This window comes from Streptomyces viridiviolaceus, assembly GCF_014650995.1.
In the GTDB taxonomy this organism is placed as follows: domain Bacteria; phylum Actinomycetota; class Actinomycetes; order Streptomycetales; family Streptomycetaceae; genus Streptomyces; species Streptomyces viridiviolaceus.
The window spans coordinates 1-25,618 of sequence record NZ_BMWA01000021.1 but is presented as its reverse complement, the minus strand read 5'-3'; the positions used below and the strand labels follow the sequence as shown (position 1 = coordinate 25,618).

Here is a 25,618-nt window from a genome sequence, read left to right as displayed (position 1 = left end):
CAGGCTGCGCCTTATATCATCGGAATCGAATCCTCGGGCCGGAGCCGCGAAGCGGCGGAGTTCGCTGCGGATCTCCCCACCCGGGGGTGCCCGGCCGTGCTCAGCCGTGCAGGAGGACCGGGAGCCGCTGGTGGCCGTTGCTGATCAGCGACGGCACGGACGGCAGATCGGCCGCCGGCTCGGCGAGGCGGATGCCTGGGAAGCGGTCGAAGAGGCTTTCGAGCGCGAGGGCGACCTCCATGCGAGCCAGCGGCGCGCCCAGGCAGAAGTGGACGCCGTGGCCGAACGCCAGATGGTCCTTGACCGTGCGGGTGGCGTCGAACGTGTCGGCGTCCTCGTGCCAGTCGGGGTGCCGGTTGGCGGCGGCGTACGACGCGAGGATGGCCTCGCCGCGGGCGATGGTCTGCCCGTCGGGCAGCGGGATGTCCGTGACCGCGAACCGCAGCGGCAGGTGCTTGACCGCCGGTTCGTGGCGCAGCGTCTCCTCGACCACGTCCTCCCAGTCGGCGGCCCCCTTGCGCACCAGTTCGAGCTGGTCGGGGCGGGTCAGCAGGGTGTGGACGGCCTGGTCGATGACGTTGACGGTGGTCTCGTAGCCCGCGCTGATCATCAGCAGCAGGGTGTCGCGCAGCTCCTCGGGGCTGAGCTGCGAGCCGTCGTGCTCGTCGTCCCGCGCGGCGATCAGCAGGGACGTCATGTCGTCGCCGGGGGTGGCGCGTTTCTCGGCGATGAGCTGGTCCAGGCACTCGTAGAGCCGGACCGTGTTGGTCTGCGCCTCCTCCTGGCTCAGGGTGGTGTCGAAGACACCGTCCACCAGGTCGCGGAAGCCCTCCCGGCGGCTCTCGGGCACGCCCATCAGGTGGCCGATCACGGCGATGGGCAGCGGGTAGGCCAGTTCCTGGCGGAGATCGACCGGCTCGCCCGGGGGCAGCGCGGCCAGGCGGTCGACGAGAGCGGTCACCATGTCCTGGACGGCCGGCCGCATGGTGGCTATTCGGCGCGAGCTGAAGGCGGGCGCCACCAGTCGGCGCAGCTTGCGGTGGTTGGCGCCGTACGCGGTGAACATGTTCTCCACCGCCACCCACAGGGCGAGCGGCCAGGTGCCGACGACCTGCCCGAAGGCGGGCCAGTGCGCCTTCGCGTCCTTGGACACGTCCGGGCTGGTCAGGAGCCGCTTGAGCAGGGCGGGGTCGGAGACCGACCAGGCCTCCACACCGAGGACGTCCACCCGGGTCGCCGGACCGCGGGAGCGCAGGGTCCGGTGCTCGGCGTGGTGGTCGGCGCCGGCGGGGTCGAGGACGAGCGGGGCGAGCGAATCGGCCATGGCGGACTCCTTAGTGGACGGCGGGAAAGGTGACGGGCAGGGATTCCAGAGCGCGGTGGAACGGGCCCGGGCGCCAGGTCAGTTCGGCCGCGGGCACGGCGAGGTCCGTCTCCGGCAGGGCGTCGAGGAGGTGGGTGACCGCGGTCTCGGCGATCAGGTAGGCGTGCGAGCGTGCCGGGCAGGTGTGCGGGCCGATGCTCCACGCCAGATGCGCGCGGTTGCCCGTGTGACGGCCCTCGGGCAGCCCGTCGGTGAGCACCGGGTCGTTGTTGGCGGCCGCCAGGGAGATCACGACCGGTTGGTCGGCCGGCAGGAGCACCCCGTCCACGTCGATGGGATAACGAGGGTACGAGATGCAGTAGTTCGCCATGGGCGGATCGGTGTAGAGGACGGCGTCGAGCGCGTCGCGCACCGTGGACAGCCCGGCGTGCAGATCGGCGGAGAACTCCTCGTCGGTGAGGATCTTCAGGACGGTGTTGCTGATCAGGTTCGTCAGCGGCTCGATCCCGGCGCCATAGAGCGTGACGAGCTGGTGGCCCATCTCCTCGTCGCTCAGCCGGGCGGGGTGGCCGATCAGGCGGGACGTGATGTCGTCGCCGGGGTGCCGGCGGCGCAGCAGCACCAGGTCGGTGACGGCTTGGCCGAGGATCCGGTTGGCCTCCTCGGCGTCCGCGGTGTCGAAGATCCTCGCCATGCCGTCGGCGATGCGCCGGCCGATCTCGTCCGGGCAGCCCAGCAGCGCGCTCAGCACCCGGAAGGCGATGGGGAACGAGTACTGGGTGAGCAGGTCGGCCTTGCCCAGCGCACGGAAGTCGTCGATCGCCGAGGAGGCTACCTTCTCGACGAGGGCCCGCAGCCCGTGCTGGTCGACACCGCCGATCGCGGCGGTGTTCGCGGCCCGGTAGCGGGTGTGCTCGGCGCCTCCGGACCGCAGCGCGTTGGGCCGCCACTCCATCATCGGCCGGACCGGGCAGGACCTCGGGATCCCCTGCTCCCAGGCGCGCGGGTCGGCGGGGAAGTGCAGCGGGTCGTTGAGGATGCGGCGCGCCTGGTAGTAGCCGATCACCAGTGTCGCCGGGACCCCGGGCGCCAGGTCGACGGGGACGAGGGGGCCGTGCGTGCGCCGCATCCACCGGTAGGAGCCGTGCGGGTCGGCGGCGAACTCCGGGGAGTACAGCGGGAACCGGCCCGATGGGCTCGTCGGCGCGGGCGCGGCGGAGGGCATCGTCATCGGGGGGTCTCCAGGACGGCGGCCGAGCGGTGCTCGGTCAGGTACTCGGTGAGCGTGATCAGGGCGTGCAGGGACGACGTGCGGTCGCGGGCGTCACAGGTCGTCAGAGGCGTGTACGGGTCCAGGGCCAGGGCCTCGCGCAGCTCCGCCTCGGGGTAACCCGGCGCGTCCGGGAAGGTATTGATGGCGACGGCGTACGGTATGCCCCCGCTGTCCAGCAGACCGAGCGCGTCGTGCGAGGCGTCGAGGTCGCGGGTGTCGGCCAGCACGAGGCAGCCGAGCGCGCCCTCGGCCAGGTCCTCCCACAGCGGCTGGAAACGGGCCTGCCCCGGCAGCCCGAACAGGTAGAGGGCGAGGCTTCCGCCGGCCATGTGGATACGGCCGAAATCCATCGCCACCGTGGTCGTCGTCTTGTGCGGAGTGCCCCGCAGGTCGTCGACGCCGGCGCTGGCCTGCGTGATGGGTTCCTCCATCCGCAGGGGCTTCACCTCCGACACACTGCCGATGAGCGTCGTCTTGCCGACGCCGAAGCCCCCCGCGACCACGATCTTGGCCGACCGCGTCACCGTGGCCGGGACGTAGGTGACGGGCGGGTCAGACCAGGGAGCGCAGTCCACGCAGTACCTCCTGCAGCAGGTCGGATTCGGGCTGGTGGTCGCTCGCGGCGACCGGGCTCGTCAGGTGGCCGGAGTCCATCAGCGAGGAGACGAGGATGCGTACCGTGGACGGCGGCAGCTCCAGCGCGGCGGCGATGTCGGCGACGGCCAGGCCGCCCACCGTGCCGGTGAACAGACGCATCACCCGGCGGGGGTCCGGGCCCAGGGAGTCCGTGGGCCCGGACGCCGCGATGAGCACGCTCTCCAGCCGCACGTCGTCACGGGCGCGGATCTTGCCGCCGGTGCGGACGTAGGGCCTGACCATGTCGGGGTCACGCCGCGGCCCCGTCATACCGGTGAGCCGCCTTCCGCGACGGGCACGCGCTCCGCGGTGCCCAGCTCGTGACCCACCCGGGTGGCGAGCCGGACCATGTGGTGGGAGATCAGCCCGACGTCGGCGTCCGGCCCGGTCGTGCACACCGACAGCATGGTGTTCCGGGCGGCGGTGGTCGTCAGGCCGATGCAGCCGACCGACTCGATCAGCAACTGGCGCATGCCCTGACCGCCGGTGAACTCGTCCCATGCCTTGCCCGCGGCCCGCAGCGCCGCCGTCAGCGCGGCGAACTTCTCCCCATCCTCCTGGCCGATGGTCTCGGTCCGCGCCTTCAGCAGGCCGTCGCTGCTCATCAGCACGGCGTAGCGGACGCCTTCGACGGTGCCGAGTTCCTGGTCGAGCAGCCAGCCCAGGTTGTTGGTGTGTGTGTCTCGCACGATCAGTGTCCTTCTTCGTGTGCGGCGTCGTGTCCGGTGCCGGGTGTCGTACGGTTCGCCGCGTCGTGTTCTGCGGGGGTAGCGGAGGGGTTGTCCAGTCGGCCGCGGCGGGTGCCCTCCGCCCAGGCCGCGGCGATGGCGGGACGGCCGGGCCCGGCAGGGGCGGGGGGCGGGGCGGTACGGCGCTGCGCGGCGAGGGCCGGGTTGCGCCGGCGGACGGTCAGGCCGCTGGCGGTGGTGGCGGGCGGGGTCTGGCCCACCGTGGGGGTGGCGGGGGGTGCCTGCGGGGCCTGGTGGGCGGCGGGGGCGGCCGGTGCTGCGGGGATGGCCTCGTGGGCGCCCGACGGCAGTGGTGCGGCCGCGGGGGCCTGCGGCACGGCGGCCGGTTCGGGGCGCGCCGCGGGGACGGAGGGCACGGAGGCGACGGCGGGGCCGCCCGACTCCGGGGTGATGAGCAGGTTCTTCGGCAGCACGATCATCGCCCTGGTGCCCTGGTAGATGTTGGGCGCGGTCAGCTCGACGCGGAAGCCGTAGTTCTCCGCCAGCAGGGACGCCACGCGCAGCCCGGTCTGGGGGTGGGCGCCCAGGCGGGTGATGTCGTCGCGCTGCTCGCCGGACATCACGTCGCTGGCCCACAGCAGCCGCTCGTCGTCCATGCGCAGTCCGGCGTCGTCCACGATCAGGAAGCACGCGTGGTGGCCCTGTTCGAGGGAGACGTGGACGCTGGCGGCGGGCGGGGAGTAGCGCAGCGCGTTGTCCAGCAGCACCGCGAGGGCGTGCACGACCGCCTCCACCGCGCGGCCCTCGACCGAGATGGAGCCCATCTCGGGGTGCTTGATCCGCTCGTAGCCCTCGATACGGCCCATCGCCGCCCGCACGATGTCGGTCATCGCGGTGGCCGGCCAGCGCCGCGAGAGTTTGTCCCCGGCCAGCACGGCGTACCCGGAGGCGGTGAGCAGCATCTGCTGGGCGAGGTGGTCGATCTCCACCAGCGTCGCGTACGCCTCGTCGGAGATGTGCCGCCGCACGCCCTGGCTGACCGCGCGGCCGAGCCGTGCCGCCCGTGCCACCACGTTGTTGGCGAAGCCGCGCACGGCGGCCCGGGCCACGCCCACGGACTCGTGCCGTGCCTGCGCGATCTGCCGCTCGGCGTCCTGCCGGAGCTGCTCGACGGACTGGGCCGCCGCCGCACGTTCCCGGGCCCGTACGTCCTCCACCGCCGCGGCCACGGCGCCGGGGAGGGTGCGCAGCCGCTCGGCGAGGGGGGTGCCCTCCAGATTCGGCGGCACCATGAGCGTGGCCTGGGCGCCGTCACCGTCCTGCGCGGTGCCGACCGCCGCGGGGATCACGGTGGCCGTGAGGTGGCCCACGCACTGTTCGGCCGCGAGGAGTTGCAGGGTGAGCCGGTCGGCGTGCCGGCGCAGCAGCTCGGCCTCATGCCGGGCCTGGTCGCGTTTGCGCCGGAAGTACCAGGCGGCCCCGGCTCCGGCCAGCGTCAGCAACACGGCGCCGGTCAATACCAGTTCAGTCATCAGGTCCTCACGGATCGGGAAGCCGTCGGTGTGGGGGTGCGGGCCGGGGCGGCCGGGGCCGCCGGGGTGCGGGCCGAGGGGCCGGCGCGGTGGGCGCCGGGAGTCCGCACGGGGCGGGGGCGGGCGATGCCGACCCGGGGGCGTACGTCCTTGCGGGGACGTGCGGCTCGCCCGAACCCTGCGGTTGGTGCCCGCTGGCGGCCGGGGGCCTCAACAAGCCAGAAAGCGCCGGCGTCTCATGGACCGGGACAGAGGGACGCGCGGACGGCCCTCGGAGTCCTCCCGCGGCACCACCCGGTGCCACGCCCCCGTCACACCTGCCACGGGGCCGCTGGAGGTCAGGGTCGTCAACGCGGAGGTCCGCAAGACCGCGGGCGAGGCGGTGCCAGCTCAGCCACGAGCGCGTCGCACCACGATCCGACGCCCTGACCTGACGTGACCCGGCAGGGTAAGACCCCTGGCGGTCTGCCACGGATCAGGGAACGTCTGCACGCGCTCCTGCCGGGCCTGGACGGGCAGGTCCTGGAGGAGGTTGTGCAGGAGGCGGTCATTCGCAGCGCTGCGGTCGGCATTCTTGACCGGCACCTGGCCGAGTACTCCGACGCGCTGACCGGTGTTACGGCGCCTGCCTGCGCGGACTGCGGCAAGGCTTCGCGAAAACTGGGCCGCCATTACCAGGGGCGGAGCCTGTGCCCGAACTGCTTCAGCACGGGCCCACTACGCGACCTGCGTACGATGCGCGTGCCCTGCCCGCCGCACCACTGCGCTCGAGGACGGCCCGGTGCGTCCGAGTTGCAAACGCGCCGCGGCGATGCCCCGCTGCGCGACGTGCGGTCGGGAGGTAGGCGGCGCCGCCCGCCTTCCTGACGATCTGCTGTTGTGTCACCACTGCAGGCCCAGGCCCGCTCGCGCCTGCGTTTCGTGTGGGCCCGAGGCGCCCGTTCAGTCGATCACGGACGAAGGTCCGGTCTGACGGCGTTGCTACCGCTCCCCGTCCCGGCAGTGCGGCCAGTGCGGGGAGACGCGGCCCATCATGCAGCGCGCCCGCGGGGACGAGCCCGACCTGTGTGCCCAGTGCTACCGCGTGCCCGACCGCACCTGCTTCCAGTGCGGCGGCACTCGCCGCGTGGCGGCGATCGTCCGCGGCAAGCCGCTGTGCCCGGGCTGCCACGAACGCCGACCGCGGTCGTGCGCGATCTGCCACCTGTCCCGCAAGGTGCAGGCTGAATGGCCCCTCGGCCCGGTCTGCAACACCTGCTACAGCCAGGTCCGCCGCGCACCGGCCACGTGCAGCGACTGCGGCCGGATGCGCCCGCTGATCGGCCGCCGCTTGGACAGCGTTGCCTGCTGCGGCCCGTGCTCCGGGGCAGGACCGGCCTACGAATGCCAAGGCTGCGGCGACAGCGGACTGCTCTACCGCCGCGGATTTTGCGTCCGCTGCGTTCTCGACCAGCGCTTGACCAGCCTGCTCTCACCCGACGCACCCTCCGTCCCGGAGCAGCTTGCCCCTGTACGGGCAGCGCGCGGACCACGCGAGGCCAGAGCCTGAACACCGCCGTCCCGCCACGGCTGATGCCACTGGCAGGCCGATTTCAGGCTCACCCGCAAACGCCGTGCCATCTCCGGCGGCTTGATCTTCTGCTCGAACAGCTCGGCCGCCTGCATCCGCACCGGCTCCCGGCGCTGACGCCCCGCAGCGGTCAGCCCGCCCCCATCCGCATAGCTCACACACCACGGGATACAGCCACCGCTCGCCCCATGCCGGCAGCGGCAGCTGCCTGGCTGATCATGATGCAAGGTCACTCCAGCACCCAGCGCTTCGGTCGCTGTCACCACGTCCGGCGGGTGGACACCTCCAGCGAGCGGAACCCCTGCTGTTGCCTGCTGCTCCAGGCAGCCACGGAATCACCAGCCCGTCCGATGTCCTGCTCGGACATCCCCAGGCCTCGGACCAGGACATCCGACCCCGCGACTCTCCGCCGGTCGGTCACGGCGGCCGTCCGAGGTGGCCGGTTGACATATTCCGGACCGGTGTAAGGCTGAAGAGGACGCGGTTCCGCGGCCGCGTCACATAGAGCCTGGCAGTGCCGCCCACTGGGTCCAGTCACCCACCGGTTCGTGGCGGCGACAGATGCACCTGACCCCCGCTCCGTAGGGGACAGCTGCGGGACGCGAAGTGAGGCGATCGAATGAACCGGGTTCCCGAGGTGGCCGTGGTAGGAGCCGGCATCGTCGGCCTCTGCACCGCCTATGCACTGGCCGAACGCGGAACGACGGCGCGGGTCTACGAAAGCGGCGCTCCGGGCCACGGGCAGTCCAGTGGTCAGTCCCGCATCTTCCGCCACGCGCACGACGACGCCCGCCTGGTCGAATTCACCCGGCAGGGCCGCGCCGTCTGGGACGAGTGGGCCGACCGGTTGGGCGCCGAACTGATCTCCCATGACGGAGTGGTCGCCCTGGGCGGTCCCGTTCCTGGGAGACTGCGTGTTCTGCAGGATGTCGGCGGCATACCGGTCCGGACCGTGGACAGCGCCGAGCTTCACGCCCGCATGCCGCTGCTTGCCGACTACCGCGGTCCCGCGATGCTCGATGAGGACGGCGGCGCCATCCGCACCCGTGTCGCGGTCGAGAGCCTGGCCGACGCGCTGGGTGACTCTGTGGTCACCGACGAGGTCGTCTCGCTGCATCCGACGGGTCACGGCACGGTGGAAGTGCTCAGCGCCGTCGGCCGCGAAGAGTATGCAACGGCCGTGGTGTGCGCGGGCCTGGGCACGGCGCGGCTGGCGCGCAACGTAGGGCTTTCGCTACCCATACGACCGGCAGCCCACGTCCGCCTCACCTTCCAGGTGAGGGGGGCACCCCCGGAACGGGTCGCCTGCCTGCAGGACAGCAGTGGCGACTTCGGCGAGGTCGGCGTCTACGCAGCCCCCTACCCCGGCAACGGCCGATATGCGGTGGGCCTCAGCCAAACGGTCGACGTACGGGAGGACGGCAGCTTCGCGGACCCCGATGCACTGGCGGCGCTCAGCGACCGCGCCCGCGCGTACGTCTCCCGCGCATTGCCCGGCCTCGATCCCGAGCCCGTCGAGTACCTGCACTGCTGGGTGACAAGCCTGCCGTGGAGCGAAGACGGCATGGCGGTCTGGGAAGCCGACAGGATCTTTTTCGCCGCCGGGCACAACCTGTTCAAACAGGCACCCCGACTGGGACGGGCATTGGCCGGCGCGGCCATGGCCGAAGAACTCGAGGAGAACCTGCGTCCAGCGGCAGCACTCGGCCAGCCTCGTTGAAAGCCCCGACAGTTGGCGCAGCCCGCTTCGACGACGGCGCTGCTCGCATTCATGATCTTGAAGGTTTGACGGCAGAACGTTTCCGCTTGGAGAGCGACGTGCGCGTTACGACGTACATCTTCGTGGTGGGGGCCGGTTGAGGGGCATCGGCTCCTTGCTCAGCGGCGGTACACGCTGGCATCCGTGTGGTGGGTGACGGCGGTGCAGCATGATGTGCCCCGCACCCGGGGGATCGCGCAAGCTCCCTCCTGCGCTGGGCGCCCGGCCCGGGCCGCGGGTCGGTGATCGGGGTGCCATTCGGAAAGATCCCGATCACATCGGTGCGGCGGCCGCGCGACGCGGACGGCTTTCGCTGGATGAACCATGGGCCCACGGGGGATCTCGGCGCGTGCCGCAGGAGAATCGCATTCCGGTCTGAGAGGATTCCGTTCCGATCTGGAGATGTATGTCGTGGTGCAGTTGGTGGTTGGCAGTCTTGGCCACCCTTACATCCAGGAGGAAGCCATGGCGGATCCGCGGACGGTCATCCTTCCTTGCGGGGTTGCGGTCACGGCGCTCGGTCAGGGCACCTGGGGGATGGGGGAGGTTCCCGGGCGCCGCGCGGCCGAGGTGTCGGCCCTGCGCGCCGGACTGGACCTGGGAATGACCCTCATCGACACCGCGGAGATGTACGGGGACGGCGCGGCGGAGGAAGTGGTGGCCGAGGCGGTGGCCGGACGGCGGGACGAGATCTTCCTGGTCAGCAAGGTGCTCCCCTCCCATGCGGACGCCGGTGGAGTGGCCGAGGCATGCCGGGGGAGCCTGCGTCGTCTGCGCACGGACCGGATCGACCTGTACCTGCTGCACTGGCGTGGAGCCGTGCCGCTGGAGGAGACGGTCGAGGCGTTCGAGTCCCTGGTACGGGAGGGTGCCATCCGCTCCTGGGGGGTGAGCAACCTGGACGTGGATGATCTCGCGGACCTGCCGCCCGGAGCCGGGCCGCAGACCGACCAGGTGCTGTACAACCTCAGCCGTCGAGGGCCTGAGTACAGTCTGCTGCCCAGGTGCCGTGAACTGTCGATCCCCGTCATGGCGTACTCGCCGGTCGAGCAGGGCCGTCTGCTCGGCCACACGGCGCTGCGGGACGTGGCAGCCGCCCACGGTGCGACGCCCGCGCAGATCGCCCTGGCCTGGGTCCTGCGGCACGAGGACGTCATCGCGATCCCGAAGGCGTCCTCCCGCGCGCACGTCGAGGAGAACAGGGCGGCTCTGGAGGTGGACCTGACCGCCGAGGATCTCGCGACCCTGGACCGGGCGTTCCCGCCGCCGGGGAGCAAACGGCCGCTGGAGATGCTGTGACACCACTGCGGCGCGCCCGGAGCCGGGGGGCCGGCCCTCACCGGTGGCGGCAGAGGGCGTCGTACTGTTCCTGCACGGCGGAGGACATGGCGACGCGGTGCTCTTCGAGGTGCGGGGCGCTCTCTCGGGAACTCCGCAGCCACTGGTGGGCACTGCGTTAACAGCCCGTGTCCTCGTCACGGGTGTCGCAGGCCTGCCACCCGCGGCACCCTGGCATTTCCCTGCGACGAGCCTGTGCCGGGGTCCCTCATCACCGGCCGGGCTGGAAGACGGCGCGTACACATCCGTCGAGTTTCTCCTTGAAGAGGTGGTATCCCTTCGGCCCGTCATCGAGGGACATGATGTGGGTGGCCAGGTGGGCTGTCTTCAGCTCGCCCCTTTCCATGCGCTCCAGGCGCATGGGGATGTAGCGGTGGCCGTGCTGCTGGGCACTGCGCAGGGTCAGGCCCTTGTTCATGACCGCGCCGAGCGGGAATTTGTCGACGAAGCCCGCGAAGACGCCGGGGACGAATACGCTGCCGCCCTTGCGGCATGCCTGGATGGCCTGGCGTACGGCGGCGGACCGGTCGGTCTGCAGGCGCAGCTGCTGTTTGGCTTGGTCGTAGAGCTGCTGGGTTCCGGGGTGGGCTTCCATGCCGACGGCCTCGATGCACACGTCCGGGCCGCGGCCGCCGCTCATCTCGCGCAGCTCGGCGTCGATGTCGGTCTTCTCGTAGTTGAGGGTCTCCGCGCCGACGTGCCGGCGGGTCACGTCCGGACGGTACTCGAAGCGGTCGATGGCGATGACCCGGCCGGCGCCGAGCAGTATCGCGGCCCGCGCGGCCATCTGGCCGACTGCTCCGCACCCCCACACGGCGACCACGTCGCCCGGCTTCACCCCGCCGAGGTCGGCACCCATCCACCCGGTGGGCGCCGAGTCGGAGGCGAACAGCGCCGTAGCGCCTTGGCCTGCCGCAGCGCGGTCCGCAGTTCCTGGACCGTGTCGTGTCCGGTCACCCGCTCGGCGGTACCGCGCAGCCCGGCATGCTCCTTGTCGTGCAGCCGGGAGGCCAGTTCCGTCCCGCGTTCACCGGGGGCGGGGCGCAGCTCGGTGTCGATGGCGTCGCCGAGTCGGGCGAGCGGCTCCGGCAGCTTCCCACCGGGCGCCACCTCCTCGGCGGACGTGCACACTGTCATCACGTGCCACCGCGGCTCGGTCTCCCCCGCGTGGGAGGCTCCCGAGCGGATGGCTTCGCCGGCGCGGCGGGCCGCTGAGACCGCGGCGCCCAGGGTTTCGGTTCCCATGCCGACCACGGTGGAGACCGCGCCGCCTGCTGCTTTTGCCTGGCCTACTCCGAGGCACAACTCGGCGTCTCTGTCGTGTGATTGTCTCGCTGCCTTTGGTGGCCTGCCAGGGAATCGACCACTGGCACTGGTGGTGCAGGCCGTCGGCCCGGGGCATCCAGCACAAGGACCCCGGGCCGGGCCGATGTGACCGAGCAGACCACCACCGGCCAGACCGGCATAAGCGGCGCCCCGGAGCTGTCCGGCGTCGACCTCGCCCGGGTCGCGCTGCAGCAGGCCGGCTGGCTGCGCAGAAGAACGGCGAGGCCCGCGCCCCGCACCGGCGGCGGTCGACCGCCGCGAAGCGGCCGGGCGGGAGCCCTCCGGGTTCGCCGCGGTGCTGGCCGGGCGGCTGGACCCGATCACCCAGGACGCCTGCCAGTTCTACGACGACCACGGCCTCTACGAAGAGTTCGGCGGTGTGGTCACCGACCGCGAGGAGGGCATCCGGATCGGCAGGGCGCTCGGACAGCACAAGGCCGTGATCCTGGCCAACCACGGCCTGCTGACAGTGGGCCACAGCGTGGCCGAGACGGCATGGTGGTTCATCAGCATGGAACGTTCCTGCCAGGCGCAACTGCTGGCCATGGCCGCGGGGGAGCCCCGTTCGATCGACCACGCCACCGCCACCGACGTCCACCGCCAGACCGGCAACCACCTGTTCGGATGGCTGTCCCTGCGGCCCCTGCACGAGGAGATCATCGCCGAACAGCCCGACCTGTTCGACTGAACGGGAAGCGACCGGCACGCTCACGGGAGGGATCACGCATCACGCGATGCGCGATCCCTCCCCGCCTCGTGCCCATACCGCCACAGCACCCGCAACCTCGGCGGCCAAGGACTCGGAGTCCGCGTCGATCTCGAACCGCACGTCGCCGGCGCGGACCTCTTCGATCGCGTGGACCTGCAGCGAGGTCAGCGGAAATGACTTCACCCGGTGGACCGTCATCAACGGGGTGCACGCCAGGTTCATCATGGTCCGGCCGAGCCGGGACTGCTGCGTCGCTGACGGGCTCACCGGGAGCTCGGGGTCCGGGCAGGGACGGCGTTCAGGAGACGGTGAAGGGGCGTGAGGTGCCGGTGAACGTGCTGACTGCACCCGTCAGAGCGTTTTTTGCGGCGCCGTGGTGGACGACCCGGTACGTGCCCGGCGGGGTGTCCGGCGCGATGTCCCAGGTGACGGTCGCGGTGGACTCACCGGTCAGGGCGTTGGTGCGCTTCCAGCGGTACGTCGTCCGCCAGTCGCCGTCGTCGAGGCAGCGCACCCAGCGGCCTTCCTGGAGCTGCTGGATCTCCAGGAAGGTGCCGCCGCGGTGCAGGTCGTTCTTGGGATGGCCGGTGACGAAGACGACGGTCACCTGCCGGCCCGTCCGGTAGGCGGTTGCCGCGTCGGTGAGTACCTGACCGTAGGAGCGCAGCAGGCCGGGGCTGTCCAGGACGACGCCGGGCTGTACGTTCAAGATTCCGATGGCGGGGGAGGAGGGCGGCGTCCCGAGAGGGAGCCGGGTGCCCTGGCGCATCGAAGCGGCCAGCTCGGCGAACTCCTGCTGGTACGCGGGTGTGGTGTACCGACCGAAGAGCGTGGAGGCGCCTTCGTACTGCTGGCTGTCGTACTCCTCGGGCGTGGTGACGTACTGGCTGTACCCGTTGGTGTAACCCTGCATCAGGACGTTCTCCAGCGGGACGCCGAGTTCCTCGGCCACGGCACGGCGGATGCGGAGTCCGGCGACGATGGTGTACTCGGCGGGGCCGCCGACCACGTACAGCTGGCCGATCCTGAGCAGTTGCAGCGGCAGGACGTCGGGTGTCGCCTGGAGCAGTCCGCCGGGGACGACAGAGGTCTTGGGGGACTGCTCGTCGGCGAGCCACTGCGGGACCTTCGAGTTGATGCGCTCGATCAGCGGCGTCAGCGGGGAGGGCGTGCCCTCGAGGAGTCCGGGGATGCCCGGCCCGTCCTCGAGACTGCCGGCCAGCGTGGACAGGCCGATGACGCCGGAACAGGTGTGGTGCGTACGGCCGTCGGGGGTGTAGCGGCCGTCGACCTGGACCTGGGACATGTCGACGTAGCGCAGACGGGAGTCGATGCCACCGCTGACCGGGGTGGTGGCGGAGGCATGGATGCGCTGCGCGGCGCTGGACTGACGCAGGCCGATGAGTCGGGTGTTTTCGAACTCGTCCTCGGTCGGCCCGGATCCGGGCCGGAGGTTCAGGTTGGGCGACATGTCGCCGGCATTGGTCTGGGGGAAGGCGGCGACGAAGCCGGGCGTGTCGTCGAGGTAGCGCACCCCGGCGGTGTCGTGCTCCCACGCGTAGGCGGCGTAGCCCTTGTTGTCGCCGCTGATCAGGGTGTTGCCGTTGGTCATCGAGGTGCCGTGGGTGGGGAACCAGGTGATCGCACCGACGTCGGTGTGGCCCTGGCGGAAGCGCAGCACGGTCATCGCTGGGTCGATGCCGAGGGGGTAGGCGTCCTTGTCCGCCTGGGGATTGCGTTCGAAGGCCCGGCGGGAACGGTTGACGCTCGCGTCGGTGAGTTCACCGCGGCCCAGCGTGATCGTGCCGGGTCGGAGGTCGGCGTGGGCGATGGTGATCGCCTCGACGATGCCGCCGACCACCGCGTCGAAGTTCTGCCGCTGGAAACCGAGGGTCGCAAGGTTGTAGGCGAGGTCGTGGCTGCAACCGCCCGGCCCCGCGTGGGTGTGGGTGGCGCTGAGCGAGACGTTCTGCTCGGTGTAGACGGTGCCGTGTGCGGCGGCCAGTTCGGCCAGCACCGCACGGAAGACGGCGAACGGGAGGATGCCCTGGTCGGCGTTGCACCAGGCGATGCGGTTGCCGCTCGCGGGATCGACGATGACGAACGCCCGTGCCCGCAGCCGTTGATGGATGCCGCTGGTCTGCTGGTCGAACTTCGAGTAGCCCATCATGCCGCTCTCTGCCGCGGCGCCGGTGATGTCCGCGATGCCGCGGCCGACCAGGTACGGCGACGGGCCGGGCGTGTCCGCTGCCGCGGCCCTTCCGGCGCCGAGCGCCAGACCGGCGGCCGCGGCCATCAGCTGGAGTCCTCGTCTGCGGGTGAGTTCGGGTGTGTCCACGGTTTCCTGCCTTCACATGGGTGGGGGCATTCGTGAGCGGTGCGTCATCGCCAGCCGCGCATGTCGACCGGCCATCGGTCGAGGACGTCCGGCCCGTCGACCAGGTAGAGGCTGTCGTGGAGCGCCACGGTGGGATCGACGTGGGCGGGCTGCACCCGGACGAGGTCTCCCACGGCGGGCGCGGGCATGCCGTCGGGCCGGAACGTGGTGTGCTCGTCGGAGCAGAACCAGACCTCGGCGCCGTCGATGCGAGGCAGCCCGTGGTCCAGGCTGAGCGCCTTCAGCCCGACGTCGGCGACGGCCCAGCCGGACGACACCGAGATGACCCGGCCGAGGACGAAGAGGGCCTGCCGGAAGGGCTGGCCGAGCTGCTGGTAGGCGGTGTCCATGAGCGCGTAGGAGCCGGCCTGGATCTCGTCGGCCCAGGTGTTGACGGCGTACGTGCCGGTCCCTCCCGCGCTGATCAGTTCCCCGCCGACGGCGGCGCTCGCGGCGAGCAGGTGCTCCATCGCCTGCTCGGTACTGTCCCGGCGTTCCGCCTCCTTCTCCACGAGCATGAGGTGCCCCTCGTAGCCCATGACCCCGCGCACGGTCAGTCCGGACCGCCGGGCGAGGTCGGCGAGCGCGCCGGCCATGTCCGGGGAGCAGCCGCAGCGCGGCAGTCCGACGTTGACGTCGATGAGGACCTCGCGTACTCCGCCGGCGACGGCGGCCTCGATCGTCTCGGCCGAGTCCACGGCGACGGTCACGCGGTGGCCGTCGTCGACCAGACGTCCCAGGCGTCGGGTGTCGAGCACCTCGTTGGCCAGGAGGAGGTCCTCGCCCAGGCCGGCGCCGGCCATCGCCTCGACCTCGCGGACCGTCGCGCACGTGAAGCCGCGATGCCCGTTGGCGTACTGGAGCTTCGCCAGGCTCGTGCACTTGTGCGCCTTGACGTGCGGGCGCAGACGCGCGCCGGGCAGCGCCGCCGTCATCGTGTCGAGGTTGTGGCGCAGCGCCGCCTGCTCGACCAGGAGCGCGGGCGTCTGCAGTTCGCTGATCAGCATGTCACCGACCCCCCGACGGGCCCGAGTACGCGGCGCAGGTGGGCGTTGGTGAAGGTGCCCTGCGGATCGAGCCGCGACCGGACCGCCTGGAACCGGTCCCACTCGGGGTAGCGGTCGGCGAGTCCCTCGGCCGTCATCAGATGCCGCTTGCCCCAGTGCGGCCGCCCGTCGAAGGCCAGGGCGATCTCCTGGACACTTCGGAAGTACCGCTCCCACGGCATGCCCCGGTACATGTGCACGGCGAGGTAGGCGGTCTCGCGTCCGTAGGCCGGACTGAGGTGGGACAGCTCGTCCCCGGCCACGAACCGCACCTCGATCGGGAACCCCACGTCCAGGCGGTCGCGGTCGATCACTCGCAGGATCTCCCGGAGAACCTCGGCGCACGCCGCGCGGGGCACGGCCCATTCCATCTCGGTGAACCGCACCGACCGCTTGCTGGCGAAAACGCGGTGGCTCTGGTCGACGTGGCTCGAGGGAGCCATGAGCCGGGTCACGGCACGGTTCAGGCGCGAGATCTGGGACGGGAAGCGGCGTCCTGCCCGGCACGCCGCGTCGAAGACGCTGTTTTCGGCGAACTCGGCGACGGCTTTGGCGAGTTCGCGGGGCGGCCGGATGGGCTCGTCGGTGCGGTTGTTCAGCTTGACCAGGGCCGCGTCGGTGTGGGGGAAGAGGAAGAACTCGAAGTGGTCGTTGCCGTCGACGAGGTCGTCCAGGCCCTCCAGGGTCCGGGCGAGCGGCATGGTCCTGGTCTCCGCCCGCAGCGCGAACGCCGGTACGACGCGCAGGGTGTAGCTCGTGATCACGCCGAGCGCTCCCAGACTCACCCGGGCCGCCCGCAGGATCTCGTCCTCGGCTTCGGTACAGGTCAGCCTGGTGCCGTCGGCCAGGACGAGATCGAGGGACTCGATCTGCGTGGCGAGGTTGCCCAGCCGTCGGCCCGTTCCGTGGGTGCCGGTGGACATGGCGCCCGCGACGCTCTGCCGGTCGATGTCGCCGAGGTTGGGCAGGGCGAGGCCGTGGCGGGCGAGCTGGAGGTTCAGATCGCTCAGGCGGGTGCCTGCGCCGACCGTCACGAGTCCCGCCTCGGCGTCGACATGCCGCAGGCCGCTCATCCGGTCCAGGTTTAGCAGCAGGCCGTCGGTACAGACCTGGTCGTTGAAGGAGTGGCCGGCGCCGACGACGCGGACGGTCCGGCCCTCCGCGGTCGCCCGCTTGGTCGCGGCGGCCACCTCGTCAACCGAACGGGGCTGCAGGGCCCGGCCGGGCGTACAGGATTCGTCACCGGCCCAGTTGACCCAGGTGCCGGCGGTGGGAGCCTTCTTCTTCATCCTTCGACCTCCTGAGCGTTGGGACCGTCGGCGTGCGGGTGACGCTGATCGAGGAGGGGTGGTGCTCCTGCCTCGCCCCGTTCCAGCCGTGGCCGCAGTCCGACCAGCCACCACAACGCCGCGAGGGCCAGCCCGCCGAGCACGTAGTAGTTCGCTCTGCGGAACTCGTCCGGCAGCGTCAGGGTCAGGATGACAGCGACGAGGTAGACGAGGGAGGCGCCGAACACGACGCCTGCGAAACGGCCCAGGTCGAAATCTCCGTCGACCGCGGCCGGCCTCCGCCGTCGCCGGAAGCCGTAGGCGAGCACGATCAGGAGATAGACGAGGTACGGCAGCACCGCCGTGGCACCGACGAGGGTGCCGAAGGCGTTGGCGCTGTTGTAGCCGAAGATCACGACGGCGACGTTGAGCACGTACCCGGCCAGCAGCGCGGGCACAGGCGTCTTCGTCGTGGGGTGGACCCGTCTCAGCAGGGCGGAACCGGGGAGCATGTTGTCGCGTGCCATCGCGTAGAGCAGGCGCGCGATCACGGCGGCGGAGACCACCATCAGCGCGAACATCGCGAAGACGACCACGCCCACGAAGGTGCGCGCGAGCCCCTCACCGAGCCAGTACTGGAACACGGCGGGAAGACCGCCGGCCGCGAGGACCTCGTCACCGGGTATGGCCAGGGTGAAGCCGATCAGTACCAGCATGCCCAGCACCACCGAGACCACGACACTGCCGAGGATCGCCCGGGGCAGCACGCGTTTGGCGTCGACCGCCTCCTCCGCCACGTCGGCGGCGGCCTCGAAGCCGGCCAGGGTGTACACACCGACCAGGGAGGCGAGAGCGACGGCGTACCCGTAGGAGTGCCCGGGCAGCGTGTGATGCTCGGTGAGGTACCCGACGCCGTGGTCCGAGTCCTTCGCCCCAGTGACCCAGAGGACGAACAGCAGGACGGCCAGCACGACCGTGCCGAGGATCTCCGCAAGCACGGCGACGTTGTTGATCCGGGCGGCGACCTGCACGCTGATGATGTTGACGAGATAGGCGACGGTGAGCACCAGCAGCGCGATGAACAGCGTTGTGCGAGGCGAGGCGTCGTCGATCCCGAGCACGTACTCCGTCAGCGGGGCGACGGCAAGATAGACGATGCCCGGCACACCAACGGCGGCGTACAGGATGCCCAGCGCGCCGATGAACCACCCGTAGGCGGGCCCGACCAGCCGTGAACCCCACTGGTAGCCCGCGCCGGCCAGCGGGATCCTGGTCCCCAGCTCGGTGAGCACCAGGGCGACCAGCAGCTGACCGACGCCCACCGCGGGCCAGAGCCAGATGCTCACCGGCCCCAACTGGGCGATCCCAAAAGTGAAATTGAGGAAGACGCCGGTCGCGATCGACATGACGGAGAACGACACGGAGAACAACGAGAACCAGCTCAGCGACCGCTGCAGCTCCTGCGTGTACCCGAACTCGCCGACCGTCGCTTCGTCTTCCGACGGGTGCCTGCCCGGCCCGGTCATTCGGTGCCCCTCGTCTCCGCGGAACCGAGCGCGTGGGCGACGATCCCGTCGAGCAGCTCCCCGTAGGGCGGGAACATGACGTCGATCAGATCGTCGCCGCCGCGCCTGACGATGCCCCGCGGGTTGGAGAACTCCCTGAAGCCGTCGAAGCCGTGGTGGCGTCCGTGGCCGCTGCGTCCGATCCCGCCGAAGCCGAGGTCCGGCACACCACCCTGCACCGCGCAGGTGTTGACGCACGCCCCTCCGGAGACGGTGGTGGCCAGGACCCGTTCCGCGACGTCACGGTCCTGCGCGAAGACGTACAGACCCAACGGCCGCTCGCCCTCGTTGACGTAGGCGACCGCGTCTTCGATCCGGTCGTAGGGCTTGACCGGCAGGATCGGGCCGAAGATCTCCTCCCGCATCAGCGCGAGGTCGTCCGGCGGGTCGATCACGAGGGTCAGCGGCATCCGGCGGGTGACCGGGTCCGGGCCCGCGTCATCGACTTGTATCACCTGCACGCCCCGGGCCTTCGCCTCCTCGACGAGGCCGACGAGCCGGTTCAGGTGGCGTGCAGTGATGATGCCCGTACAATCCGGGGAGGACGCGAAGCCCGGCACCCGCTCGCGCAGATGCGCCAGCACCAGCTCGGTGAAGCGGGCCATGTCCTCGCGGGGCACCAGACAGTAGTCGACGCTGATGCACATCTGCCCGTTCTTGACCAGCTTCGCCCCGACGATCTGCGCGACCGTGTCGGCGGTGACGCTGTCCTCGTTCACGATCGCGGGGCACTTGCCGCCGAGTTCGAGCGTGGTCGGCACCAGGTTCTCGGCGGCCGCCCGGGCGACCAGGCGTCCGACCTCGGGATTGCCCGTGTACAGCAGGTGGTCCCACGGCAGGGCCGGGAACACGCGTGCCAGCTCCAGACCGCCCGTGACGACGGTGACCTGGTCCGGGTCGAAGGCCTCCGCCATCATCTCGCGCAGCAGGGCCGAACACGCCGGGGTGTACTCCGACGGTTTCATGACGACCCGGTTGCCGGCGGCGAGCATGTCGGCGAGGGGACCGAGGGAGAGCTCGAACGGGAAGTTCCAGGGCGAGATCAGGCCGATGACCCCCTTGGGCTGGTAGGCCATCTCGACCTGCGCCGTTCCCAGGAGCCCGGCATCGGAGAGACGGGGCTCGGGAGTCATCCACTCGTCGAGGTGCTGGGCGGCGAAGGCGGCCCGCCCGGAGACCCCGAGGACTTCGACGAGATCGGCGAACCCTTCGGGATGCACCGCGAAGTCCGCCGACAGCGCCTGCCGGATCCGGTGCCGGTACTCGCTGATCACTTCGACCAGCGTGCCCAGGTTCCGGCGTCGCTGGTCGGTGTCCGGTGCGGGGTTGCGGAGAACGGCCGCCCGCTGCGCGGCGAACGCCTCGTGCAGCTCGGCGATGGCTTCGGCGTCACCCGGGGCGGCGCCCCGGTCGTCGGCGTGGCCGACGGCTGTGGTAGAGGTCATCTCTCCCCTTGGCTCATGGCGGATGGCTCATGGTGGCGGCGAGCCGAGTGTGAGGTGAAACACCAAAATCGACGGCATCTACAATCCGGAGGTTGTGGATATGAACCTGCGTCGCCTGCGTGCCTTCGTCACGGTGGCCGAGGAGTTGCACTTCACCCGCGCCGCGGCGAAGCTCTTCGTCGCCCAGCAGTCGCTGAGCAAACAGATCGCCGAGCTGGAGGAGCAGGTCGGAACGCTGTTGCTGCGGCGCACGTCCCGCAGTGTGGAGCTGACGCCTGCAGGACAGGTGTTCCTCGCGACCGCCCGCGAGATGCTGGCCTGCTTCGACCGGGGCGTGGCCGAGGCCAGGCGAGTGGGCCGGGGGGAACAGGCCACCCTGCGGGTGGGTTTCGTCGTCGGCGCGGCCCTCGAACTGACCACGCTCATCCTGAGCGAGTTCACCGGCCGGCATCCCGAAGTCCGTGTGGAGCTGCACGAGTTCGACTTCTCCGACCCCTCCGCCGGCCTGGCGACGGCCACCACCGACGTCGCGTTCGTGCGGCTGCCGAGCTCCGCCCGCACTCTCGTGACGGCGCCCCTGTTCACCGAGCCCTGCGTGGTGGGGGTGAGCGCGGCGCATCCGCTCAGCTCCCGCGACCGCGTCCGGGTGCAGGACCTCCTCGACGAACCGATCGCCATAGGCCGCACCGACGACACTGTCTGGCGCGACTTCTGGACCCTGGCCGGCCACCGGGGCGGCAGGCCCGCGCGGAACGTCGTCGAGACGCACTCACAGAGCGAGGAAGTGGAAGTGGTCGCCGCCGGGATGGCCTGCAACATCACCCCCGCGGCGGCCCGCCGCTACTCGCCGCACCCGGGCGTCCGTTTCCTCTCGATCGACGACTACCCTGGCTCGGTCGTCGCCGTGGCCCACCGGGCCGGCCAACTGAACCCGCTCGTCGCCGCGTTCGTCGACGCCGCGACGACGGTCCGCGACCGCGAGCCGGACATCCTCCGGGCGATCCAGGGCGGCCCGAGTCCGGCCGATCGTCCCGAGGGCGCGGCGCTGCGATGACCGTGCGGCACGCGCGCCGGATCAGCCCGGCTTCAAGGTGGCGGCCGCGGCTCGGATGAAGGTCATGGCGGTCTCCAGGTCCCCGGGCCCGGACCGGTGGGTCAGCTCGCCGATCACGCTCGCCACGGTGGCCGCCAGGATCCGCGGGGCGAAGGCGTCGGCCCGCCAGCCCTGCTCCTCGGCGAGGAGCCGGGCGCCGTCCTGGACGACATCGGTCAGCCGCCCCCGGCACAGTCCCTTGAGCTGAGGGTTCGCCTGGAGCATCCGGTCGTGGAGTTCGTCGAACTCGCCCTGCGAATCGGCCTGTTCGCGCAGCCACTGCTCCACGGCGTCGATGATGCCCTGCCCGGCCGGCCTGGCGCGGAGCGCCGCGGCCAACTCGTCGACGAACGCGTTGAAGTGCGCCATCGCCAGTTCGAGCTTGGTCGGGAAGTACAGCGTGACCGTTCGCGGCGAGACCTCGGCCGCCTGCGCGATGTCGGCGATGCTCGTGGCGTCGAAGCCGCGCTCGGCGAACAGCTCGTAAGCGGCGGTGAGGATCGCGTCCCTGCGTCGCGCCTTGCTGCGTTCCCTGAGGCTGTCACCGGTCATGGTGCAACTTTACCATCGGTCGCTAATTTACCGTCGACTGTAAAAATGCAGTACTATGCAATTCGTGCGGTGTACCGCTCCGCCCCGTCATCACGCCTGTGCCCCTGACCTCCTCCTGGTCAGGGTCTCGACCGGTTAGGAATGCTTCGATGGCCTCACGCCTGTACGCCTGGGCGCGCTGGATGGTTCGCCGCCGCCGCTGGGTGATCGCGACCTGGATACTCCTTCTCGCTGTCGTCGGCGGTCTGGGGGTGACCCTCCATGGAAAGACGTCCACGGAGTTCACCATCCCCGGCGTCGAAGCACAGGAGGCGCAGGACCTTCTCAAGGCCAAGTTCCCACCCGCTGCCGGTGGTGTCGTACGCATCGTGGTCGCCGCCCCGGAGGGGGAGACCCTCACGGATCCGGCGCAGCAGAAGGTCCTCGACAGCGTCCTGCGCGAGGCGGCGACGGTGGAAGGCGTCATCGACGTCGCCCAGCCGACCAGGGTCGGCGCCGTGTCGACCGACCGGACCATCGCCTACTCCGACGTCCGGTTCAAGGACGAAGCTCCCAGGGTGACGGAAGAGGCCAAGGAAGAGCTCGCCACCGCCGTCGAGCCCCTGCGCGATGCCGGGATGCAGGTCGAGCTGGGCGGCTCCGCCATGCTCCCGCAGACCGAAGCAGGAGGCCCCGCCGAACTCGTCGGTGTCGTCATCGCCTTCGTGGTCCTCGCCGTCGCACTCGGCTCCATCGTGGCGGCCGGACTGCCCCTGCTGACCGCGCTCCTCGGAGTCGCCGTCGGCCTGCTCGGCACGATGTTCGTCTCCGGCTTCGTGGAAATGACAGGCACCGCGACCGTACTGGCCCTGATGATCGGCCTCGCAGTCGGCATCGACTACGCGCTGTTCGTCATATCCCGGCACCGCGAACAGCTCGCCGACCCCGACACCAGCTGGGAGGAGTCGATCGCACGCGCCACCGCCACCGCCGGCAGCGCCGTCGTCTTCGCCGGCGCAACGGTCGTCATCGCACTCGCCGCCCTGGCCATCACCGGCATCCCGTTCCTCACGATCATGGGCCTCGCCGGCGCCGGAACCGTCCTGATAGCCGTCCTGGTCGCCGTCAGCCTGCTCCCGGCCGTACTCGGAGTGTTCGGCGAACGGATGCGCCCTCGCCGGCCCGAGCGGAAGAACACGCGCAAGAACCGCGCCCCGGGCTCCTGGGGCCTGGCCTGGGCCCGCGGCGTCACCCGCGCGCCGGCCGTCGTCCTGGCCGCCGGTGCCCTGGGCCTGCTGACACTGGCCCTGCCTGCCCGTGACCTGCGCCTCGGACTGCCCAGCTACGCCGCCCAGCCCGAGGCCAGTACCCAGCACAAGAGCTACGACCTGCTCAGCGAGGGCTTCGGTCCCGGCTTCAACGCCACCCTCATCACCGTCGTCGACACCGAGAACATCCCGGAGGACCAGCGGCAGGGCGCCGTGACCCATCTACGCGAAACGCTCGTCGCCGACAAGAACGTGGCCGCCGTCTCGCCCCCCGTGCCCAGCCCTTCTGGCGACGTCATGGTCATGGCCGTGGTGCCGAAGTCGAGTCCTGATGCAGGGGCCACCACCGACCTGGTCCACCGCATGCGCGATCAGGCACCCGAGGTCGCCGACGTGGGCGGAGCTCTCTACGTCACCGGACAGACGGCCATGGCGATCGACGTCGCCGACAAGCTCGGCGACGCACTGCCCCTGTTCATCGGCGTCATCGTCCTTCTTGCCCTGCTCCTGCTGGCCATCGCCTTCCGCTCGGTCCTCGTTCCCCTCAAGGCGGCACTCGGATTCCTGCTCTCGGTCGGCGCGAGCCTGGGCGCTTCGGTTTGGATCTTCCAGCAGGGCCACCTGAACGGCCTGCTCGACGTGTCGGCCGTCGGACCAGTCACCAGCTTCCTCCCGATCCTCCTCACCGGTGTGCTCTTCGGCCTCGCCATGGACTACGAGGTGTTCCTCGTCAGCCGGATGCGCGAGCACTACGAGCACAACAAGAACGCGGCCGACGCGATCGCCCAGGGCGTCTCCAACAGTGCACGGGTCGTCGTGGCCGCCGCACTGATCATGGTTGCGGTCTTCGGCGGCTTCATCTTCAACGACGACCCGATCGTCAAGGCCATCGGCTTCTCACTCGCCTTCGGAGTGTTCATCGACGCCTTCGTCGTCCGCATGACGCTCGTGCCCGCCGCCATGGCCCTGCTCGGACGACGCGCGTGGAGCATGCCTCGCTGGCTGGACCGACTGCTGCCGGACGTCGACATCGAAGGCGCACGTCTGCCCGCTGCGATTCCGACCGCGCGCTCAGAGGCCGAGAAGGAGACCCAGCGCTCCAAGACGGCTGCCCGGGTCTGACCGGGCCGCACCGACCTCCGAGGCCGTCCACGTACGTGGGGGACGTCGACGGCCTCGGATCCCACCCTGCACCCCGCACGACGCGGAGGTGCAGGGTGGTGCTTTTCGCCCTTCCGCCTGGCCCTGCCGGACGTCGGCGTACGGAAGGCCGGTCCTTCGCGGGCTTCCCGCCGTTCGACGCCGACAGCACCCTGGCAAAGGTCCAGGCCGCCGAAGGCGCCTGAAGTAAGCGCTCCGCCGCCCGTAGCGGTTCCGCTGCGGGCGGCGGGACGTCTCGCCGTGGCCCGGGACCGATGTCAGTCGTGCAGGGCGCGGCGGAGAGCGTCGCTGGTCTTGGTGACCGCGTCCTTGGCCGACCAGGTGTCGCGCAGGGCGTCGAGCATCATGAAGTCGTGCACGACTTCCGGGTAGTGGTGGTATTCCACCTGGACCCCGGCGGCGCGGAGCTTGCCGACGTAGGTCCTTGCTCCGTCCAGCAGCACGTCGGAGTCGGTGATGATCAGTGCCGGGGGCAGTCCGCGAAGCTGCTCGGTGGTCGCCTTGTTGGGCGAGGCGAGCGGTTCCTCACGGTCGGACGCGTCCGGGGCGTACTGGTCCCAGAACCACTTCATGTTCACCGTGGTGAGCCAGCAGTTCTCCGCGAAACGCTGGTACGAGGCGGTGTCGAAGTCGGCGTCCGTGACCGGGTACAGCAGTGCCTGCTTGCGGAACGTCACCCCACCGCGTTCCTTGGCCATCATGGTCACAGCGGCGGTCATGTCGCCGCCGACCGAGTCGCCGGCGATGGCCAGCCGACTGCCGTCGATGCCGATCTCGTGGCCGTGCTCGGCGACCCATTTCGAGGCGTGATACGCCTGCTCGATGGCGACGGGGTACCGCGCCTCCGGGGACGGGGTGTAGTTGACGAAGACGACCGCCGCGTCGGCGCCGTGGGCGAGCTGGCGCACCAGTCGGTCGTGGGTCTGCGCGTTGCCCAGCACCCAGCCGCCGCCGTGGACGAAGACGAGACCCGGCAGCGTGCCCTTGGAGCCCTTGGGGCGGACGATCCGCAGCGACACCTCACCGGTGGGGCCGCCCTTGATCGTCTTCTCGGTGATGTCCACCGGCAGCTTGTCCACCGGACCGGCCTGCAGGCCGTTCAGTACGTCACGGGCCTCCTCGATGGTGAGCTCGGACAACGGCGGCGGGTTCTGCGCAGCCAGCCCGTTGACGAAGTCCTGGGTGATGCGGTCGAGCTTGACGGGCGGATTGCCGCAGGCCACGTCGTTCTCCGAGGTGCCGCCGCCCGGGTTGCCACCTGCTACCGCGGCGGCAGGCAAGTCGGATGAAGCCGCCGGGACAGCGGAGTAGCCGGTCAGGGCGGTGCCGGTGGCAACCGCGGTCGCCGCGGCGAGAACGATCCTGCGACGTTGCCGTCCGCCAGGTGCGTGCATGGCTCTCTCCTTCGGGTGAACTTGAGCCCCCCGAACACACTCCGCGTAGCGTGTTGGTCCAGCCATTCAATGGCGCCAAGGGAGTGAGAAAGTGCGGCCGAAGGGATGAGGACCAGCTCCTTCCTGGTTTGACGCCGGCGGGGGCTGGAAACTGGACCGGGTTACCTGCCGTCCGAGGCTCCTTGCGCCTTTGGGCCGCATCGCCAGCCACTCGACAGGGGAGAAGCCGACCCCTGCCTAGTACTCCAGCAGGATTTCGCTGTCTGACCTGCGGATTTCGCCGGGCGGCTGGAGTGTAGTGGGCCGCGGAGTGA

Annotated in this window: 21 protein-coding genes and 1 pseudogene; 5 read left to right on the top strand and 17 right to left on the bottom strand. The window is 70.6% G+C overall.

Annotated elements, in window-relative coordinates; genetic code table 11:
* Window positions 1–100: 100 nt before the first annotated feature.
* The 7 genes and pseudogenes from IE260_RS27850 to IE260_RS43395 all read right to left on the bottom strand — a co-directional run.
* Window positions 101–1,324 carry a cytochrome P450 family protein gene (locus IE260_RS27850; protein WP_189876634.1) on the bottom strand — a complete coding sequence of 408 codons (1,224 nt, stop codon included), beginning with the start codon at window positions 1,322–1,324 and terminating at the stop codon, window positions 101–103.
* Window positions 1,325–1,334: 10 nt separating this feature from the next.
* Complete coding sequence (locus IE260_RS27845) at window positions 1,335–2,555, bottom strand: cytochrome P450 (RefSeq protein WP_189876632.1); 1,221 nt, start codon at window positions 2,553–2,555, stop codon at window positions 1,335–1,337.
* Window positions 2,552–3,172: a GTP-binding protein gene (locus tag IE260_RS27840; RefSeq protein ID WP_189876630.1), complete on the bottom strand. Its 621-nt coding sequence runs from the start codon at window positions 3,170–3,172 to the stop codon at window positions 2,552–2,554. Before IE260_RS27840 ends, IE260_RS27845 begins: the two co-directional genes overlap by 4 nt.
* Window positions 3,150–3,503, bottom strand: coding sequence for a DUF742 domain-containing protein (locus IE260_RS27835; protein ID WP_189876628.1), 354 nt, complete (start codon window positions 3,501–3,503; stop codon window positions 3,150–3,152). The genes IE260_RS27840 and IE260_RS27835 overlap by 23 nt, the downstream gene beginning before the upstream one ends.
* Window positions 3,500–3,922: a roadblock/LC7 domain-containing protein gene (locus IE260_RS27830; RefSeq protein WP_189876626.1), complete on the bottom strand. Its 423-nt coding sequence runs from the start codon at window positions 3,920–3,922 to the stop codon at window positions 3,500–3,502. The genes IE260_RS27835 and IE260_RS27830 overlap by 4 nt, the downstream gene beginning before the upstream one ends.
* A 2-nt stretch (window positions 3,923–3,924) precedes the next feature.
* The gene (locus tag IE260_RS27825; protein WP_189876624.1) at window positions 3,925–5,454 is read right to left on the bottom strand and encodes an ATP-binding protein; all 1,530 of its coding nucleotides are present in this window, start codon (window positions 5,452–5,454) and stop codon (window positions 3,925–3,927) included.
* Between the two features lie 1,512 nt (window positions 5,455–6,966).
* A pseudogene (locus IE260_RS43395) lies at window positions 6,967–7,182 on the bottom strand (helix-turn-helix domain-containing protein); the annotation flags it as partial.
* Window positions 7,183–7,643: 461 nt separating this feature from the next.
* On the opposite strand from IE260_RS43395, the gene IE260_RS27820 reads away from it, so the two are divergent.
* Both IE260_RS27820 and IE260_RS27815 read left to right on the top strand, forming a co-directional pair.
* The gene (locus IE260_RS27820) at window positions 7,644–8,744 is read left to right on the top strand and encodes an NAD(P)/FAD-dependent oxidoreductase (RefSeq protein WP_189876622.1); all 1,101 of its coding nucleotides are present in this window, start codon (window positions 7,644–7,646) and stop codon (window positions 8,742–8,744) included.
* A 504-nt stretch (window positions 8,745–9,248) separates the two neighbouring features.
* The gene (locus IE260_RS27815) at window positions 9,249–10,082 is read left to right on the top strand and encodes an aldo/keto reductase (RefSeq protein ID WP_189876620.1); all 834 of its coding nucleotides are present in this window, start codon (window positions 9,249–9,251) and stop codon (window positions 10,080–10,082) included.
* A gap of 250 nt (window positions 10,083–10,332) precedes the next feature.
* Here the strand turns inward: IE260_RS27815 and IE260_RS27810 are convergent, their stop codons facing one another.
* Window positions 10,333–10,980, bottom strand: a complete 648-nt coding sequence (locus tag IE260_RS27810) for a zinc-binding dehydrogenase (protein WP_189876618.1) — start codon at window positions 10,978–10,980, stop codon at window positions 10,333–10,335.
* Window positions 10,956–11,366: a hypothetical protein gene (locus IE260_RS27805; protein ID WP_189876615.1), complete on the bottom strand. Its 411-nt coding sequence runs from the start codon at window positions 11,364–11,366 to the stop codon at window positions 10,956–10,958. The genes IE260_RS27810 and IE260_RS27805 overlap by 25 nt, the downstream gene beginning before the upstream one ends.
* Before the next feature lie 376 nt (window positions 11,367–11,742).
* Here IE260_RS27805 and IE260_RS27800 point away from each other — a divergent pair, with 376 nt between their 5' ends.
* Window positions 11,743–12,135 carry a class II aldolase/adducin family protein gene (locus IE260_RS27800; RefSeq protein WP_189876613.1) on the top strand — a complete coding sequence of 131 codons (393 nt, stop codon included), beginning with the start codon at window positions 11,743–11,745 and terminating at the stop codon, window positions 12,133–12,135.
* A 39-nt stretch (window positions 12,136–12,174) separates the two neighbouring features.
* Here IE260_RS27800 and IE260_RS27795 read toward each other — a convergent pair whose 3' ends face one another.
* The 6 genes from IE260_RS27795 to IE260_RS27770 form a co-directional block, all read right to left on the bottom strand.
* Complete coding sequence (locus IE260_RS27795) at window positions 12,175–12,423, bottom strand: hypothetical protein (protein ID WP_189876610.1); 249 nt, start codon at window positions 12,421–12,423, stop codon at window positions 12,175–12,177.
* Window positions 12,424–12,454: 31 nt separating this feature from the next.
* A complete protein-coding gene (locus IE260_RS27790) occupies window positions 12,455–14,452 on the bottom strand; it encodes a neutral/alkaline ceramidase (RefSeq protein ID WP_189876945.1) in 1,998 nt (665 codons plus the stop codon).
* An 86-nt stretch (window positions 14,453–14,538) separates the two neighbouring features.
* Complete coding sequence (locus IE260_RS27785; RefSeq protein WP_189876608.1) at window positions 14,539–15,540, bottom strand: alanine racemase; 1,002 nt, start codon at window positions 15,538–15,540, stop codon at window positions 14,539–14,541.
* The gene (locus tag IE260_RS27780; RefSeq protein ID WP_189876606.1) at window positions 15,534–16,868 is read right to left on the bottom strand and encodes a D-arabinono-1,4-lactone oxidase; all 1,335 of its coding nucleotides are present in this window, start codon (window positions 16,866–16,868) and stop codon (window positions 15,534–15,536) included. Before IE260_RS27780 ends, IE260_RS27785 begins: the two co-directional genes overlap by 7 nt.
* Entirely contained in the window at window positions 16,865–18,373 is a 1,509-nt protein-coding gene (locus IE260_RS27775) for an amino acid permease (RefSeq protein ID WP_189876603.1), read from the bottom strand. The genes IE260_RS27780 and IE260_RS27775 overlap by 4 nt, the downstream gene beginning before the upstream one ends.
* Window positions 18,370–19,857 carry an aldehyde dehydrogenase family protein gene (locus IE260_RS27770; RefSeq protein ID WP_189876601.1) on the bottom strand — a complete coding sequence of 496 codons (1,488 nt, stop codon included), beginning with the start codon at window positions 19,855–19,857 and terminating at the stop codon, window positions 18,370–18,372. The genes IE260_RS27775 and IE260_RS27770 overlap by 4 nt, the downstream gene beginning before the upstream one ends.
* Window positions 19,858–19,957: 100 nt before the next feature.
* Between IE260_RS27770 and IE260_RS27765 the strand changes: the two genes are divergently transcribed.
* Window positions 19,958–20,911 (top strand): LysR family transcriptional regulator, encoded by a 954-nt coding sequence (locus IE260_RS27765; protein ID WP_189876599.1) that lies wholly within the window; start codon window positions 19,958–19,960, stop codon window positions 20,909–20,911.
* A gap of 21 nt (window positions 20,912–20,932) precedes the next feature.
* Here IE260_RS27765 and IE260_RS27760 read toward each other — a convergent pair whose 3' ends face one another.
* Entirely contained in the window at window positions 20,933–21,502 is a 570-nt protein-coding gene (locus IE260_RS27760) for a TetR/AcrR family transcriptional regulator (RefSeq protein WP_189876597.1), read from the bottom strand.
* A 149-nt stretch (window positions 21,503–21,651) separates the two neighbouring features.
* Between IE260_RS27760 and IE260_RS27755 the strand changes: the two genes are divergently transcribed.
* Window positions 21,652–23,871 carry an MMPL family transporter gene (locus IE260_RS27755; RefSeq protein ID WP_189876595.1) on the top strand — a complete coding sequence of 740 codons (2,220 nt, stop codon included), beginning with the start codon at window positions 21,652–21,654 and terminating at the stop codon, window positions 23,869–23,871.
* A 296-nt stretch (window positions 23,872–24,167) separates the two neighbouring features.
* On the opposite strand, the gene IE260_RS27750 is transcribed toward IE260_RS27755, so the two are convergent.
* On the bottom strand, window positions 24,168–25,304 hold the full coding sequence (locus IE260_RS27750) for an alpha/beta hydrolase (RefSeq protein ID WP_189876593.1): 1,137 nt from the start codon (window positions 25,302–25,304) through the stop codon (window positions 24,168–24,170).
* Between the last annotated feature and the right edge of the window lie 314 nt (window positions 25,305–25,618).